This window comes from Streptomyces sp. SPB162, from assembly GCF_029504575.1.
GTDB lineage: Bacteria > Actinomycetota > Actinomycetes > Streptomycetales > Streptomycetaceae > Actinacidiphila.
Genome location: NZ_JAQFII010000001.1, coordinates 491,441 through 507,033, shown reverse-complemented (window position 1 = coordinate 507,033; position 15,593 = coordinate 491,441). Strand labels below are relative to the sequence as shown.

At 72.9% G+C, this 15,593-nt stretch carries 17 protein-coding genes and 1 pseudogene; 8 read left to right on the top strand and 10 right to left on the bottom strand.

The features are described from left to right. Nucleotides 1-23: 23 nt before the first annotated feature. Nucleotides 24-665: a TetR/AcrR family transcriptional regulator C-terminal domain-containing protein gene (locus M2266_RS02365; RefSeq protein WP_277436574.1), complete on the bottom strand. Its 642-nt coding sequence runs from the start codon at nt 663-665 to the stop codon at nt 24-26. Between the two features lie 17 nt (nt 666-682). Here M2266_RS02365 and M2266_RS02360 point away from each other — a divergent pair, with 17 nt between their 5' ends. Continuing rightward, nucleotides 683-1,228 carry a tetratricopeptide repeat protein gene (locus tag M2266_RS02360; protein ID WP_277436573.1) on the top strand — a complete coding sequence of 182 codons (546 nt, stop codon included), beginning with the start codon at nt 683-685 and terminating at the stop codon, nt 1,226-1,228. 81 nt (nt 1,229-1,309) lie between these two features. Next, complete coding sequence (locus tag M2266_RS02355; protein ID WP_277436572.1) at nt 1,310-2,464, top strand: glycosyltransferase; 1,155 nt, start codon at nt 1,310-1,312, stop codon at nt 2,462-2,464. A gap of 108 nt (nt 2,465-2,572) precedes the next feature. On the opposite strand, the gene M2266_RS02350 is transcribed toward M2266_RS02355, so the two are convergent. Continuing rightward, nucleotides 2,573-2,749 (bottom strand): hypothetical protein, encoded by a 177-nt coding sequence (locus M2266_RS02350; protein WP_277436571.1) that lies wholly within the window; start codon nt 2,747-2,749, stop codon nt 2,573-2,575. Between M2266_RS02350 and M2266_RS02345 the strand changes: the two genes are divergently transcribed. From M2266_RS02345 to M2266_RS02335, 3 genes and pseudogenes are all read left to right on the top strand, one after another. After that, a complete protein-coding gene (locus tag M2266_RS02345) occupies nt 2,748-3,923 on the top strand; it encodes a glycosyltransferase 87 family protein (protein ID WP_277436570.1) in 1,176 nt (391 codons plus the stop codon). The two genes, M2266_RS02350 and M2266_RS02345, sit on opposite strands and share 2 nt — an antisense overlap. Nucleotides 3,924-3,960: 37 nt before the next feature. Next, nucleotides 3,961-4,341: an RNA-binding S4 domain-containing protein gene (locus tag M2266_RS02340; protein ID WP_277436569.1), complete on the top strand. Its 381-nt coding sequence runs from the start codon at nt 3,961-3,963 to the stop codon at nt 4,339-4,341. Between the two features lie 120 nt (nt 4,342-4,461). Then, nucleotides 4,462-6,025 (top strand): annotated as a pseudogene (locus M2266_RS02335) (MFS transporter). A gap of 6 nt (nt 6,026-6,031) precedes the next feature. Here the strand turns inward: M2266_RS02335 and M2266_RS02330 are convergent. Both M2266_RS02330 and M2266_RS02325 read right to left on the bottom strand, forming a co-directional pair. Beyond that, on the bottom strand, nt 6,032-6,388 hold the full coding sequence (locus tag M2266_RS02330) for a hypothetical protein (RefSeq protein WP_277436568.1): 357 nt from the start codon (nt 6,386-6,388) through the stop codon (nt 6,032-6,034). Nucleotide 6,389: 1 nt separating this feature from the next. Then, nucleotides 6,390-7,139 carry a YhjD/YihY/BrkB family envelope integrity protein gene (locus M2266_RS02325; RefSeq protein WP_277436567.1) on the bottom strand — a complete coding sequence of 250 codons (750 nt, stop codon included), beginning with the start codon at nt 7,137-7,139 and terminating at the stop codon, nt 6,390-6,392. Nucleotides 7,140-7,187: 48 nt separating this feature from the next. Between M2266_RS02325 and M2266_RS02320 the strand changes: the two genes are divergently transcribed. From M2266_RS02320 to M2266_RS02310, 3 genes are all read left to right on the top strand, one after another. After that, on the top strand, nt 7,188-7,616 hold the full coding sequence (locus M2266_RS02320) for a DUF3459 domain-containing protein (protein WP_277436566.1): 429 nt from the start codon (nt 7,188-7,190) through the stop codon (nt 7,614-7,616). A gap of 144 nt (nt 7,617-7,760) precedes the next feature. Continuing rightward, nucleotides 7,761-8,309 carry a ferritin-like domain-containing protein gene (locus M2266_RS02315; protein WP_277436565.1) on the top strand — a complete coding sequence of 183 codons (549 nt, stop codon included), beginning with the start codon at nt 7,761-7,763 and terminating at the stop codon, nt 8,307-8,309. 372 nt (nt 8,310-8,681) lie between these two features. Further along, on the top strand, nt 8,682-9,074 hold the full coding sequence (locus M2266_RS02310) for a hypothetical protein (RefSeq protein ID WP_277436564.1): 393 nt from the start codon (nt 8,682-8,684) through the stop codon (nt 9,072-9,074). A 14-nt stretch (nt 9,075-9,088) separates the two neighbouring features. Here the strand turns inward: M2266_RS02310 and M2266_RS02305 are convergent, their stop codons facing one another. The 6 genes from M2266_RS02305 to M2266_RS02280 all read right to left on the bottom strand — a co-directional run bounded on the left by M2266_RS02305 (nt 9,089) and on the right by M2266_RS02280 (nt 15,147). After that, the gene (locus M2266_RS02305; RefSeq protein WP_277436563.1) at nt 9,089-9,709 is read right to left on the bottom strand and encodes an RraA family protein; all 621 of its coding nucleotides are present in this window, start codon (nt 9,707-9,709) and stop codon (nt 9,089-9,091) included. A gap of 224 nt (nt 9,710-9,933) precedes the next feature. Further along, complete coding sequence (locus tag M2266_RS02300) at nt 9,934-10,887, bottom strand: ribokinase (protein ID WP_277436562.1); 954 nt, start codon at nt 10,885-10,887, stop codon at nt 9,934-9,936. A 55-nt stretch (nt 10,888-10,942) separates the two neighbouring features. Further along, a complete protein-coding gene (locus M2266_RS02295) occupies nt 10,943-11,380 on the bottom strand; it encodes an SRPBCC family protein (protein WP_277436561.1) in 438 nt (145 codons plus the stop codon). Nucleotides 11,381-11,552: 172 nt separating this feature from the next. After that, nucleotides 11,553-12,392 carry a phosphatase PAP2 family protein gene (locus M2266_RS02290; protein WP_277436560.1) on the bottom strand — a complete coding sequence of 280 codons (840 nt, stop codon included), beginning with the start codon at nt 12,390-12,392 and terminating at the stop codon, nt 11,553-11,555. Between the two features lie 84 nt (nt 12,393-12,476). Beyond that, nucleotides 12,477-13,430 carry a YihY/virulence factor BrkB family protein gene (locus tag M2266_RS02285; protein ID WP_277436559.1) on the bottom strand — a complete coding sequence of 318 codons (954 nt, stop codon included), beginning with the start codon at nt 13,428-13,430 and terminating at the stop codon, nt 12,477-12,479. Next, nucleotides 13,366-15,147, bottom strand: a complete 1,782-nt coding sequence (locus tag M2266_RS02280) for a diacylglycerol kinase family protein (RefSeq protein ID WP_277436558.1) — start codon at nt 15,145-15,147, stop codon at nt 13,366-13,368. The genes M2266_RS02285 and M2266_RS02280 overlap by 65 nt, the downstream gene beginning before the upstream one ends. Nucleotides 15,148-15,593: the final 446 nt, after the last annotated feature.

Below are 15,593 nucleotides of genomic sequence, written 5' to 3'. Positions count from 1 at the left end.
TCGCCGTCGCGGACCCGCCGGTGTCACCCCGGGGGCTGCGTCAGCACGGTCAGCAGCCGGTCGAGTGAGCGCTCGAAGACGGTGTCGGCGTCCGGCGGCGGACCGCTGCCGGCGAGCGCCCGGGTCAACCGCGGATAGCGGCCGCTCAGCGCGACGCCCTGCAGATAGGCGACCACTTCGGCGGCCCACGGGGCGCCGGCCGCGTCCTCGCCGCCCCCGCTCTGCCCGCTGCTCGCGTGCTCCCACTCGGCGAACTGGCAGACGAAACCGTTGAGCAGGGTGAACGCCTCCATCATCGCGGGACCGTCCAGGCCTGTGGGCTCCATCGCGCCGAGGAAGTACTCGGTGACGCGCAGGGCGTTCGGGCCCAGTGACGGCCGGGAGATGAGCAGGCCCGGCACCCAGGTGTGGCGCCGCATCGCGGCCCGGCCCTGCTCGCCGGTGGCGACGCGGATCGCGGCCAGGGTCTCCAGCGCCGGGGAGACCGCGAAGCGGCATCGCCGCAGGTCGGCGGGGCTGAACCGCAGAGTGACGGCGATGCTGTGCTCCCCGCGCGGGTCGGGCGTACCGATGAGTGATTCGGTCCGGGCCGAATGACTGGTGGGGAGCGTAGCAAGGCTCGCAGGATGATCCCCGTGAGCAGCGCCGCCGCCCGGCGGCGCCACCGTGAGGGGAGCACGACATGAACGACACGACGGACGCGGCCGGTGCGACGAACGCGGCCGGTGCGACGGACGCAGGGTGGGAGCGGCGGACCGCGGAGCTGTGGGCGGCCATCGACAGCCACGGCGAGGAGGACTTCCGCGCCCGGATCGGGAAACTCGCCGCCGAGCTGCCTCCGGACCATCCGGCGGCGCTGTTCGAACGGGCCGCCGCGTTCGACTCGACCGGCCACTCCGACCTCGCCGTCCCGCTGTACCGGCGGGCGCTCGACCTCGGGCTGACGGGTGAACGGCGCCGCCGGGCCGTGATCCAGCTGGCCAGCTCACTGCGCAACCTCGGTCGCGCGCCGGAGAGCGTCGCCCTGCTGACCGCCGAGCGGGATGCCGGCTCGGACCACCTGGACGACGCGGTCGCCGTCTTCCTCGCCCTCGCCCTGGCGGACACCGGTCGCGAGCGTGAGGCGGTGTCGGTCGCGCTGACGGCGCTGGCCGGCCATCTGCCCCGCTACCAGCGCTCCGCGGCCAACTACGCCCGCCTGCTGGTGGAGACCGATCCCGCCGAATGACGGAGCGGGGCCGGAGGCCGGCCGCCCGCTCGCGTGGCGATGGCATGATGGCGGGCTTCGCGAGCGAGAGGGGACGCCACGGTGCGCATTCTGTTCACCTTCGTCGGAGGAAACGGCCACTTCGAACCACTGGTCCCGATCGCGGACGCCGCACGGGAAGCCGGCCACACCATCGCGTTCACCTGCCGCCCCGGCATGGCGCGGGCGGTGGCGGCGGCCGGATTCGACGTCCTGGGGCCGGACACCGACCACGACGGGCACGCGGGTCGGCGTCCGCTGCTCGCGGTCAGCGCGGCGCGCGAGGACCGGATCCTGCGGGAGGCCTTCGCCGGTCACATGGCGCGTGAGCGCGCCGCCGACGGGCTCGACCTGTTCGCCGCCTGGCGCCCCGATCTGCTGGTGTGCGAGGAGATGGACTTCGGCAGCGTGGTCGCGGCCGAGCGGCTGGGACTGCCGTACGCTCGGGTGCTCGTGATCGCCGAGGGCTCCTTCGTACGGCACCACCTGATCGCCGAGCCGCTGGGCGAGTTGCGCGCCGCGCACGGGCTGCCCGCCGATCCGGGGCTCGACATGCTCGGCCGCCACCTCGTGCTCGCACCCTTCCCGCCCGGCTTCCGGCACCCGGACTTCCCGCTGCCGCCCACCGGGCAGGCACTTCGCCCGCGCGGTCCGGACGCCGCGGCGAAGACGGACGTACCGGAGTGGATCGGGGAACTGGGCGACGTGCCGACCGTCTACTTCACCCTCGGCACCGTGTTCAACGCCGAGTCGGGGGACCTCTTCGCGCGGGTGCTGGCGGGGTTGCGGGAACTGCCGGTCAACGTGGTCGTGACCGTCGGCAGGGACGTCGACCCCGCGGAGCTCGGACCCCAGCCCGGGCATGTGCGCGTCGAGCGGTTCATCCCGCAGGCGGCGCTGCTGCCGCACTGCGACGTGGTGGTCTCCCACGGCGGCTCCGGGAGCGTGATCGGCGCGCTGGCGTACGGTCTGCCGTCAGTGCTGATCCCGATGGGGGCCGATCAGCCCCAGAACGCGGCCCGTTGTGCCGCCCTGGGCGTCTCCCGCGTGCTCGACGCGGTCAAGGCCACGCCGGACCATGTCCGCGAGGCGGTCGTCGAGGTGCTGGCGGACGCGTCCTACCGGCTGGCGGCAGAGCGCCTGCGGGACGAGATCGCCGCCCTGCCCGGTCCCGCCCATGCCGTCGCGCTCCTGGAACGCCTGGTGGCGGACGCGTAGCCGAGCGCTTCCGAAGACCCGGTCGAGCACCGACCGGTTCGGCCGACCTGAGCTTTGGTGAACGTTTCTGCGTGTTGGTCAATTTGTCGGGTTTCCAGTGTTTTAGCGTCAGGGGTGGTGTGGTCGGCGGGTGACGTGGACGGTGGAGGTTCGGGTGGCGTCGTGCGGTGAGGCCGGGTGCACGGGATGCGCGTGCGGGGCAGGCGGCGCCGCTGACGGCAGCCGGTCCCGCTGGTGGCCACTGGCGGTGTACTGGGTGGCCTCGCGGCTGGTGATGCTGGCCATGCTGCGCACCGGACACGGGGACATCGCCTCGGAGGTGCACCGGCTGTACGCGCGCTGGGCCGGCGAGCTGGAGGCCGGATCGTTCCCGACCGGGGACGTCACCTGGCAGTACCCGCCGGGCGCGGGGCTGCTCATGCTCGCCCCCGCCCTGCTGCCCCTGATGTCGTACCTGCAGGGCTTCGTCGCGTTGATGGTGCTGGCCGACGCCGTGGTGGTGCTGGTCCTGGTACGTGCCGCGCGCGGCGGGCGCGGCAGCGCGGCCGGTGCCTGGCTGTGGGCGGGCGGCCTGCCCCTGCTGCTCGCCCTGCCCTTCGCACGGTTCGACGTGGCGGTCGCCGCGCTGGCCGTCGTTTCCCTCCTGGTGATCGACCGGCGGCCGTGGCTCGGCGGCGCCCTCGCCGGGATCGCGGCGATGATCAAGGTGTGGCCGGCGCTGGTCGTGCTCGGCACCCCCAGGGGCCGGTCCACCCGCCAGGCCTGGAGCGCGGTGCTGGCGTCCGCGGCGGTCCTGCTGGCGATCCTGGCGGTCGGCTTCCGCGGGACGTTCGGCTTCCTGTCCTCGCAGGGCAACCGGGGTGTGGAGGTCGAGTCGATGGGCGGCACCCTGCTGCACCTGGCCCGGCTGGGCGGCTGGCCGGGGCACGTCAGGCTGCACTACGGCTCCTTCGAGTTCCTCGGCCCGTACGTCTCCACCGTCGCCCGCGGCTCCCTGCTGCTGACCGCGGTGGCGTTCGGATGGCTGCTGCTGTGGCGCTGGCGCGCCCGCGTCTGGAGCGAGGCCACCGTGTATGACGCGGCCCTGACGGCGGTGCTGCTGTTCACCTCCACCAGCCGGGTGATCAGCCCGCAGTACCTGATCTGGCTGATCGCCCTGTCCGCGGTGTGCCTGACGGTGCGCGGCACCACGCAGCGCCCGGTGGCGGTGCTGCTGCTCCTCGCCACCGCCGTCACCTCCGTGGACTTCCCGCTGTTCTTCGGCGCGGTGCTGAACAGTTCCTGGCAGGGCGTCGCCGTCCTGGCGGCGCGCAACAGCCTGCTGGCGGCGGCGACGGTGCTGTCGTGCGTGCGGCTGTGGCGCGCGGCGATCCCGCCCCGCCGGGCCGCCCTCTCGGACGGCCACCGAGCCGGACCGCGCCCGGCGCCCCTGGAGAGCGGGGCCGTCGGCGGAAACTGACACCGTCCGGGGCCGGCCCCCGGTTTAAGGTCGTGTCATGGCTGCAGACGAGGGGACCGTACGGGTCGACAGTTGGATCTGGTCCGTACGGCTGACGAAGACCCGGTCGATGGCCGCCGCGGCGTGCCGCGCCGGCCACGTCAGGGTCAACGGCGAGCGGGCGAAACCGGCCCAGACCGTACGGTCGGGGGACGAGGTCCGGCTGCGCGGGGAGGGTGCCGAGCGGATCGTGATCGTCTCGCGCATCGTGCGCAAGCGCGTCGGGGCGCCGATCGCCGCGGAGTGCTTCGTCGACAACAGCCCGCCGCCGCCCGCCCGTGAGGACATCCTGGCGATCGGCCGCCGCGACCGCGGCACGGGCCGCCCGACCAAGCGGGACCGGCGGGAGATGGAGCGCCTGCGGGACATCGACGTCTGACGCGCGGGGGAGTCGAGGCGCTTCGGACCGCTTGCCGTCGGAGATCGGCGCGCCTAGCGTGAGTCGTGCCGGCCGGGCCCCCGGCGGTCCCGGCCGCTCGGATCAGGACGGTAGGCGCGCATGTTCTCGAAGTCGCAGGCGGCCCGGCGCGAACCGCGCGAGGCGGGACGGCAGGCGGGCGGAGCCGGGGAGATCCACGTCGCGTCGGCCGCCGGACGGTGGGTGCTGGCGGCCTCCATCCTCGGGTCGGCGCTGGCCGGGATCGACGCCACCGTCGTCAACATCGCCCTGCCCGCGATCGGCCGGGACTTCGGTGCCGGATTCGGCACCCTGCAGTGGGCGGTGACCGCGTACACCGTCGCGCTGGCCTCGCTCATCCTGCTGGGCGGAGCGCTGGGCGACCGGTACGGCCCGGCGCCGGATCTTCAACGTCGGCGTCCTGTGGTTCGCCGCCGCGTCACTGCTCTGCGGGCTGGCGCCCTCGGCCGGCTGGCTGCTGGCCGCCAGGGCCCTGCAGGGCGTCGGGGGAGCGCTGCTGATGCCCGGCAGCCTGGCCATGATCCAGGCGTCCTTCCACCCGGACGACCGGGCACGGGCGATCGGCGCGTGGTCCGCCTTCGGCGGCGTCGCGACCGCGGTCGGCCCGTTCCTCGGCGGCTGGCTCGTGCAGGCGGCCTCCTGGCGCTGGGTGTTCCTCATCAACGCCCCGCTCGCCGTCGTCGTCGTCCTCATCTCGCGGCGGCACGTACCCGAGACCCGCGATCCGGCGGCCGCCGGACGGATCGACGTGCTGGGCGCGGCCCTGAGCTGTGCCGGACTGGCGGGCGTCACCTACGCGATCATCGCGGCCCCCGAGCACGGCGCCGGGTCGGCGACGGTGCTCGTCAGCGGCGTGCTGGGGGTGGCCGCGCTGGCGGGCTTCCTCGTCGCGGAGGCCCGCCAGGAACACCCGATGCTGCCGTTGAGCATGTTCTCCGTCCGCCAGTTCAGCGCCGCGAACGGCGTCACGTTCGCCGTCTACGGAGCCTTCGGCGGAGTGTTCTTCCTGCTCGCCGTCCAGCTGCAGGTCGTCGCGGGTTTCTCGCCGCTCGCCGCCGGGACGGCGATGCTGCCGATCACGATCATGATGCTGCTGCTCTCCGCGCGCTTCGGCCGGCTGTCGCAGCGCATCGGGCCCCGGCTGCCCATGACGGTCGGACCGCTGATCTGCGCGGGCGCGGTCCTGCTGATGTTCCGCGTCGGGCCGGGCGCCGACTACGTCCGGGACGTGCTGCCCGCCGTTGTCGTGCTGGGCTTCGGCCTGGCCGTCCTGGTCGCCCCGCTCACCGCCACGGTCCTGGACGCCGTCGGCGCCGAGCACGCCGGTGTGGCGTCGGGGGTCAACAACGCCGTCGCCCGCGCGGCCGGCCTCATCGCCGTCGCCGCGCTGCCGGCCGTCGCCGGCCTGTCCGGCCGCAGCTACGACGACCCCGAGGCGTTTTCACACGGATTCCACGTCTCGCTGGTCATCGCCGCGTCCCTGCTGGCGGCGGGCGCCGCCCTGGCCGCCGCCACGATCCGGAACACACCCCCGCGGCCGGCCGAAGCGCCGGCGGCTCCCCGGGGCGAGGGGCCGCCCGCGCCGCGTATGCACTGCGCGGTGGACGGCCCGCCGCTGACCGCCCGCGAGTGCGACAACGGCTGACGGCCGTCAGCCGAGCAGCCGCCGCATCGTGTAGATGGAGTACGTGCCCATGTGGCCCGCGGGGTCCAGTTCCCTGACCTTGTCGAGCATCCAGGCGGGCGCCATGCCTTTCGCGTTGTACTCGGCCTCGCCACGCGCCTCCAGCAGCCAGCCCTCGCCGCCCAGCCGGTCGAGCCGGGCCAGGATCAGAGCGGGCGTCTGGAGCGTCGAGTCCTCCAGGGCGACGATCTCCGCGCCCGCGCTGGTGACCACCAGCTCGTAGACCTTCTCCGCCCCCTGGGGTCCGTAGTACCCGATGTACAGAAAGCCGTACTGCCAACGCTCCACTGTCGCCTCCCAGGCGGTCGTATGGTCGCGCGTCACGTCACTGGGGACGTTTGCGCTCGTACAACCCCTGCCCCGCCAGAGCTCCCGCATAGATGACAAATCCGATGCCGATCAGCCAGGACTGCACGATCAGGACGGTTCCGATGGGTCCGTAGGAGACCGCGCTGCTGACGATCAGCGGTGAGAAGACGGTGACCGAGAAGAACCGGAGCCCCACCAGGCCGGCCACGGTCAGCAGGGCGCCGGGCAGCAGGAGCCGCTTACCGACGCGGCCGCAGAGCAGGAAGTGCTGGATCCACCAGAAGAACGCCACGCCCCCGCCTCCCGTCACCAGGATGCCGACGAAGGGCTGCAGCGGTGTGCCCTCCTGGACGTGGTCGGAGTACTCGGCCGTCAGCAGGTAGCCGACCAGGACGGCGAGCGCCAGCGCCCGCCGCCAGGTGGCGTGCCAGGGCGCGGACGGCAGGTCCCAGATGCGCTCGTAGGTGGTCTGGATCGCGGCGATGAAGGACAGCCCGAAGACCGCCAGGGACGCGAGGCTGAGTGCGGTCGTCGTACTCAGCACTCGCGCCGGGGAGCCGAACAGGCTCTCCACCGCCTGCGCGGAGCTGCCCCGCACCCCGAGCGCGTCCCGCACCCACGCCACGAACCCCGGGCCGTTGTGCCCGAGAGCCGCCGCCACGACGATCAGCAGCGGAATCAGCGTCACCAGGCCGAGTGCGGCGAAGCCCATCGACCGGTGCATCAACTCGATCTCGACGCCCCGCCGCCACGTCCTGCGCGCCACCCGCACAAGCTTCGGCCCCCGGCCGGGCGGGCGCTCGTCCGAGCCGGAGTGCGCCGAGCGGCGGGTCGCGGGAGCCGACTCCGATCCCATGTAGGTCTGCTACCCCGTACCCGCCCATGTGCACGGGCAACGGCGGCCCAGGGCGAGCGGGAGCACCTCACCGCCGAGGCGCAGGACGCCGACTCGGATTCGACGCCGGCGCTCTACCGGGCCGGGCTCGCACTGCGCCCGGAGCGGCTGACCGGACTGGCGGAGACACTGGAATGGACGGCGGCCGGTGACGGAGTCGTCTCCTTCGCGCGGGAGGGCGGTTTCCGCTGCCTGGTGAACCTCTCCCCGGCGCTCGTGGCACTGCCCTCCGGCAGTGCCGTCCTGCTCGGCAGCGGACCGCTCGCGTCCGGTCCTTCCGGCTCGGAGCTGGTGCCGGGGGACACCTGCGTCTGGTTCAGCGGCGCGGTGCGGGACCGCGCCGAATGACCTTCCGGCACCGGATGCGGCGGGGCCGGGCGGCTGATGGGCGGCAGTGGCGGGCGTACGAGGGGGAACGGCCGGGTACGCGCAGCGCGTGGACGGGTCTCCCGTTCGTCTTGGCCGCAGATCACGAAGGACGGTAGTTACGACATGGCGGAGTTCCTGACCGACATCGAAACGCTCCGGAGCCGGGCGCGCCTGGAGATGGAGAAGGGTCCGGTGACCGACGCGTACGGCGCGGACCTGGACAGGGTCCTTCAGGTGCTGAACGAGGCGCTGGCCACCGAGCTCGTGTGCGTGCTGCGTTACAAGCGCCACTACTACACGGCCGGCGGCCTGTACTCCGAGCCCGTCGCGGCCGAGTTCCTCGAGCACGCGGGGGAGGAGCAGGAGCACGCGGACAAGCTGGCGAAGCGGATCGTCCAGTTGGGCGGGGAGCCGGACTTCAATCCGGACACCCTCACCAAGCGGTCGCACGCCCAGTACGACGAGAGCCTCGACCTGATCGACATGATCAAGGAGGACCTGGTGGCGGAACGGGTCGCCATCGCCTCCTACACCGAGATCGCCAAGTGGCTCGGTGACGGTGACCCGACCACCCGGCGGGTGTTCGAGGACCTCCTCTCGCAGGAGGAGGAGCACGCGGACGACCTGCGCGGACTGCTGGAACGCATCCCCCAGACCCAGCCGGGGCTCTGACCGCCCGCCCGCTCTCCCACCCGTCCGCCGTGGACCGGCTCGTGGCACGCCAGGGGATCCCTGGCGTGCCACGAGCCGGTCCGCGGTGCGTCGGGGTGGGCTCGGGTCCCCGTGGACCGCGGGAGTACTCTCATGTCCCGCGCGTTTGCCGTCCGTTGGTGGGGGAAGCGGCTTCAGTACAGAGTTCTCCGGCCGGCCGGCGGACCTTCGCCCCCGCGCGAAGCTGAACCGGCCGGAGAACCTGCCATCACGAGGTGTGCGACGGCAAGGTGCGGAGTACGGCGCCACTTCCGGCCGCGAGCGCGGCCGGCGTTGACGCAAAGCGCAGGAGGCGGCCTCCGCCCTGGGGGCCAGACATCGCGGAGATGGCCCATGGACGCTGTAGAACTCACCGACGAAGAGCGCCGGATCCTCGCCGGCATGGAAGTCAACTTCCGCCGGGAGGGCCGGCTGCTGCGCAGACTGGCCGGCTGGACCGCCGCCGCCCTACGACGGTCGCGGCGTACACCGGTCCGCTGGCTGGTGGCGCTCGTGAGCTGTCTGGCCGCAGGATCGCTGGTCCTGCTGATCGAAGCGGTACGGGCGGACGCACCGGTCCTGATCTACACCTTCGTCGGCACCTGGACGGTGACGCTGATCGCTCTCGGAGCTCTGACGCGCCGAGCCGCCGTCGCCACCGTCCACCGCCCGCACTGGAACCGCAGGCACCGCACCCGCCAACCGGACCGGACCTTCCCCGGCGCGCGGCGGCACGAAGCCCCCTGAGCCGACGGGTCGGGTCAGGGGGCGAAGCCGTGCTCGGCCAGCGTCCCGTCGATGCGGGCACGGTGCGCGGCCTCCCAGTCATCGAGTGACTCACCGGCCTCCTTGGCCGCCTTCGCGAGGGCGTCGAAGAGCACCTGCTGCTGACGGGCGGCGGGAGTGACGACGATGCCCTCCTCGTCGGCGACCACCACGTCCCCGGCGCTCACCAGCACGCCGCCGCACCGCACCGGGGCGCCCAGCGGCTCGACCGCGGTCTTGGTTCCCGGGATGGGGATCACGCCCCTGGCGAAGACGGGGAAACCCATCTCGCGCACCTCGGCGAGGTCGCGGATCACGCCGTCGACCACGAACGCCGCGATGCCCCGGCGCTGAGCCACCGCGCAGACGTTTCCGCCGGCGAGCGCGTAGTCCACGTCCCCGGATTCGACGACGATGACCGAGCCGGGCTCGGCACGGTGGATGGCCGCGTGCAGCATCAGGTTGTCACCGGGCGGGCACCGCACGGTGAAGGCCGGGCCGGCGACTCGGGGGGAGGGCCACAGGGGGCGGATGCCGATGTCCATGACCTGCTCACGCCCGAGTATGTCGGCGAGCGTGGTCGGGGAGACACCGGCGAATCGGGTCGCGCCGTTCATGTTCTTCCTTCGTTCGGGAACACCGACCCGCCTCAGGCTAGTGCTCTGGCCGGAAAGGTTCACCGGTTCGCGACACCCGGCACGGTACGTCGCTGCGTTGTCGGAGTCGTCCGAGTACGCCCGGTACGAGGACGATCCTCCGCCGTGCGACGCACCGTGCCGGACGCCGCGCACCAGGCAAACCCTTCCGGCCAGAGCACGAGACCGTTTCCCCTGAACCGCGATCACACGGGATCCCGCGAAACCAGCGCGTCGACCTCGGCCCGGGTGGGCAGCGCCTGCTGTGCGCCGCGCCGGGTGGCGGCGACGGCGCCGGCCGCGCAGGCCCTGCGGAGGGCGGGTGCGAGCGGGCGGCCCGGACCGAGAGCGAGGGCGAGTTGGGCGCAGAAGGCGTCACCGGCGCCGACGGTGTCCATCGCGTCGATGGGGAACCCCGGTTCGGTGAGTCGGCAACGGCCATCGGCGGCCGCCGCGCCGGCGGCGCCCAGGGTGACCACGACGGTCCCCGGTCCCAGCAGGCGCAGCCGCTCCGCGCGTGCCGTCCAGCTCTCGTCCCGGGCCACGGAGGATACGTCAGGCAGGCGCAGCAGTCCGGCCGCCTCGGTCTCGTTGACGACGAGGACGTCGACCTCCCGCAACAGCTCGGTCAGCAACGGCCCGGGGGCGGGCAGCGGAGCGGCGTTGAGCACGGTCAGCGCCCCCGCGGCGCGGGCCTCGCGGGCCGCGGCCAGCACGGTGGGCAGCGGCACCTCGAGTTGGAGCAGGACGGTGTCGGCGCGGTTGGCGACGGTCCCGTCGGTGAGGGCCCGCAGCATGCTCTCGTCGAGGCGGTCGTTGGCGCCGGGGGAGAGGGTGATGGTGTTCTCGCCGTCGTCCTGCACCACGATCAGCGCCAGTCCGGAAGCGGCGCCGGGAAGGGTGCCCACCGCGCCGTCGTCGATGCCCTCCGCCACCAGGGCGGCCCGCAGTTCCCCGCCGTGGGCGTCATCCCCGAGCAGCCCGACCATGCGGACCCGTGCGCCCAGGCGCGCCGCGGCGACCGCCTGGTTTCCGCCCTTTCCGCCGGGCCCGCGCACGACGTCGGCGCCGGAGACCGTCTCGCCCGGCCCGGGGAGACGGGGCACCGTGACCGACAGGTCCATGTTGAGGCTGCCGACCACGACCAGTCGTTCGTCCATCGCCGCTCTCCGCCGTCCTTGTCGTCGACGCGACCGGGTGGCCCCGGCGCGCCGGTCATGCCTCCGCGAGCAGTCCGGTGATCGCCCGGCCGAACATCAGTCGGCCGGAGCGCGCCGTCAGGCCGTCGAAGAGCCGGGGCAGCCCCCGTACCCGCAGCTCCTCGTGCCAGGTGACGCGCGATCCGGTGCCGTGCGCGCTCACTTCGATCTCGGCCCATCCCAGGACGAGCGTGCCGTGCTTCTCCAGTCGGCAACGGCCGGTGCCACCGGGCGTCGGCGGTTCCCAGCGCACGACCTCCATCGGGTCGTCGAACCCGACCGGCCCCACCCCCGTACGCGCCACGAACACGGTGCCCGGCCGGGTCGGGGGCGGGGTCGTGACGACGATGCGGGTCAGCGGCACATGGGCGGCGTGCCGCTCCCAGCGGGTGAGCCGCCGCCACACCTCGTCGGAGGGCAGCGGGGAAGAGCGCTCGATACTGATCAAGGCCACTCCGTGACCCTACGCGAGCCCCCCGCCGGATGCCGGGACCCGCCCTGTTGTCCCGATCCGATCGCCGCGGCGCCCGAGCCCCGCGCGGCCGGCGTCCGCCGGCGCGGGCCGCCTCGACGGGCAGTTGGAAGTGCTGCGCCGCCCCCGCGGAGCCGGCCGGTGACGACCGCGCTCATGACCGCCGGTCGTGCCCCGCCGGGGGCGCCGTGTGGTCGTGGTGGCCGAGGTCGAGCGCCGGCTCGGGGGCGGTGTCGGGCGTGTCCAGTTCGGGTTCCAGGCCCTCGTGGGACGGTGAGGTGTGGGCGAGTCCCGCCTCCTGGCGCCAGGTCTGGAACGCGGCGGTGGTGGCGGTGAGCAGGGCCAGCCCGAGCAGCCAGCCGCCCACCACGTCGCTCGCCCAGTGCACGCCCAGGGCGACCCGGGTGTACCCGACGCCCACCACCGACACCACCGCCAACGTCCACGGCAGGGCCCGCCACCTGCGGGGGACCAGGGGCAGCAGGACGAGCAGGAGGATTCCGCAGGACGTCGTGGCCGTCATCGCGTGGCCGGAGGGGAACGAGTAGCCCGGTGCGTGGGCCACCGGGTCCGGCAGTTGCGGGCGGGCGCGCTCGACGGCCGTCTTGACCAGCACGCCGATCGAGGAGCTGAGGGCGGACGTGACCGCGGCCCAGGCCGCCAGCCGCCAGGCGCGGCGGTACAGCAGCCACACCACGACCGCGGCCACCAGCAGACGCATCACCGTGGGCGACCACGGCCCATTGGTGAGGAAGCGCAGTACCGTCACCCAGGCCGGGTGCTCCAGTGCCGCCCGGTGCAGGTTCTCGGCCGCGCCGCGGTCCGCGCGGTGCAGGGGACCCCAGTGGCCCTCCACGAGGACCAGCACGAGGGCGAAGGGCACGGCGGCGGCGGCGAACGCGACAGCTGTGAGCAGCAGCCGTACGCCGAGGCGCTCGTCCGGGCCGCGCAGCCGGTGGATCAGGTTTCCGGGAATTCGCGACAGTGCCGTCATGCCGGTGACAGCTACCCGCTCCGGCGGATAATCATCAGTCCGGGGCCGAGGTGTTTGGCCGGCCGCGTCACGGCTGAGCACGGTTCAGACCCCCGGATCCTTCAGGATCGGCCTTTTGACCCGGGCACGCACCGCCTCCAGTTGAGCGGCGAACGCGATGCCCAGGAACAGCGCCATCGCCGTGAGGTAGGACCACAGCAGCAGCGAGATGAAGGCGCTCAGCGGACCGTACACGGAGTTGAACGAACTGCTGAACTCGACGTACAGGCTGAGCAGCCAGGTCAGCAGGGTCCACAGCGCCAGATAGACGGCCGCGCCGAATGCCAGCCAGGTGTAGCCGGGCTGCCGGCGCCGCGGTGAGCTGCGGAAGATGACGGAGGTCGAGAACAGGGCGAGGAGGATGCCCACCGGCCGGCGCAGCACGTTCCAGGCCGTCGTCTGGTGCGGCGTCCAGTGGTACACCTCGGCCGCCGCCCCGGCGATGTCGGCGCCGCTGACCATGAGAACGGAGCCCATGCCCAAGGGCACTCCGGCGAGCAGCATCATCAGCAGACCGCGCCGGTACTTCAGGTGGAAGGGCCGGTCGCGCTCCACGCCGTAGATGCGATTGGCGCCGCGCTCGACCTGGGCCATCGCGGTGGTGACGTTCACCAGCGCGAACAGCAGGCCGAACCACAACGCCAGCTGCCCGCCCTGGTCGGCGTGACGGCGGCTGTCGGCGAGGGCGTTCTTGACGACGTCGGAGCTCGGGCCGCTGGAGATGCGCAGCACGGTGAGTTCGGCCACCCGTCCGATGCCTTCCGCGTGTACCGCGGTGGACAGGCCGATCAGGGCGATGGCGAGCGGCACCAGTGACAGGACCGTCTGCAGGGCCAGCGCGCGTGCGTGGCTGAAGCCGTCGGCGTACCGGAACCGCATGAAGGCGTCGCGGACCAGTTTCCATCCGCCGTAGCGGCGCAGGGTGAGCCATGCCTCATCGCCCGAGAGCTCTTCCCCCTTGATGTCCCGGGTCTGCGGAACTCGGGTTGCCGTACCCATCGTGTGCTCCTGTCAAAACTGCCGGTTTCCCGGTGCCTGTCGGCGCCGGTGATGAGGCCGCCGGCGCTGTCGCCGGCAGTTGCATCAGCAGGGCGCCCGGATCGACCTCGATCGCCAGCCGGGTGCCGGGGCCGACCGGTTCGCCGTCCAACTCCCGTTCCTGGGGTCGTTCGAAGGCCATCTCGATACGCCGCGCGGTGAAGTACTCCAGGGTGCCGTGGGCGAACCGCTCGCCGCCGCCGGGCGACCGCGGTGCGCTCTCCCGGTGCTGCCGCTTCAATACGTGAGTGGCGGCGCGCAGCCAGCCGAGCGGTCCCGTCGGGTTGAGCAGCACGACCTCGAACAGGCCGTCGTCCGGCTGTGCGGCCGGGAGCAGGGGAACGCCGCCCTGCAGGGTGCCGACGTTGCCCACCAGCACCATGCGTGCCCGGCGGTCGAGTTCCGGTCCGTCGTCGAGCCGCAGGGTCAGCCGCATCCCGGGATCGCGCAGATGGCGTGCCCCCGAGACCAGATAGGCGGCCCAGCCGATGCCCGCCTTCATGCGGGAGGACGCGTCCTGGACCACGGCGGCGTCGAACCCGGCGCCGGCCATGGCGGCGAACCGCCCTTCGGAGATGCCGTCGCCCTCGGCGATCCCGAGGTCGACGGGTCGCGCGGTGCCCTCCAGCGCGGCGACGAGTGCGGCGAGGGGATCGACCGGGTAGCCGAGGTTGCGTGCCAGCAGGTTGCCGGTGCCGCAGGGCAGGACGGCGGTCGGGATCCCGTTGTGCGCCAAGGCGCCGGCGCAGGCCATCACCGTGCCGTCCCCACCGCACACGACGATCAGATCGGGCTCGCGCTGCGTGGCCCGCCGTGCGGCGCCCCTGCCCGGATCCTCTTCCGAGGTCATGTGCCAGGACACGTCCTGGAAGCCGTACCGCTCCAGGGTGCGGCGGATCGCGTCGTGCAGCGCGTCGTCCACCACGGACGGGTTCAGCACGACCGCGGCCCGCTGTTCGCGCCGGGCGGCCGGTGCGTCATGGGTGGTGTCCGATCGCGCCGCCTGCCCCGGCCGCTGCGGGCGGGCCCGTGCCGACAGGAGCGAACGCCCCATGATCAGCAGGATTCCGGAGCCGTTCAACAGGCCGCAGAGCACATCGGTCGGATAGTGCATCCCGCGGTACAGGCGTGCCGCCGCGACCAGGACGGGAACGGCGAACAGCACGGTGGCGATTACGTAGCGCCGGCCGCCGCGGAACCGGAGGAGGGCGAGAACGGCGAGACCGCCGTACAGCGCCGTCGCCGCACCGGTGTGTCCCGAGGGGAAACTGGACGTCGGCGGGGCGACGTCCAGGTGCGCCACGTCCGGCCGGGCCCGGTCGACGGCCGCCGTCACCGTGAGGAAGACGAGTGACTGCAGGGCCACCGACGCGGCCAGGAACAGGGCTTCGCGCTGGTACCGGTCGCCGAGCACCGGCAGCAGGAGCAGGGCCAGCGCCACCGTCGTGACCAGCACGACGGCCTGGGTGTTGCCCGCCTGGGACACCCAGTAGGTGATGCTGTTCCAGTCCGCCGACCGGTGCGCGGCGAAAGCCCGGTTGATTCCGTCCTCCGAGGTGAAGGGGGGCACCTTCACCAGCCACTTGGTGAGCAACAGGCCGAAGCCGATCAACAGCACGCCCTGCATCACGAGCAGCACGCCGATGCGTCGCACGGCCACTTCGTCGCTTGGTCTCATAGGCGGCTTCTTGCCCGTCCGGGCCGAACAACTCCTACCGTCCGCAGGATTGCCGTTCGGGGTCGGGCGGCGGATCCTTTTCCGTCCGGTCGTACCGCCCCGCTTCCCGGAAGTCCCGCGAAGACTCGAACACGATGTGCCCATTCACTCGCGTCACTCCAGGATCGCGCCGTGCCGGAGACGGCGGCAACGGTCCAGGAAAGCGAGTGCGGGACGGTGGGATCCGCCGCGGGGAGAGCGGGAGCGAACTCGAACTGTTCGCCGAGTTTCTCCCGCGCACCGCGAACACCGGGCACTGCGGAGGCGTCCGGCCGGTCCACGGGCGAGTGGGGCAACTCCGCGCGCTGTGAATGGAATTCGCCGTCCGGACGGGCGCACTTCCAGGTCAACGGCGGGCACTGCTCCTATCCTCGCGCGCCCGAAAGATGTAACCTCCCGGACGGGAT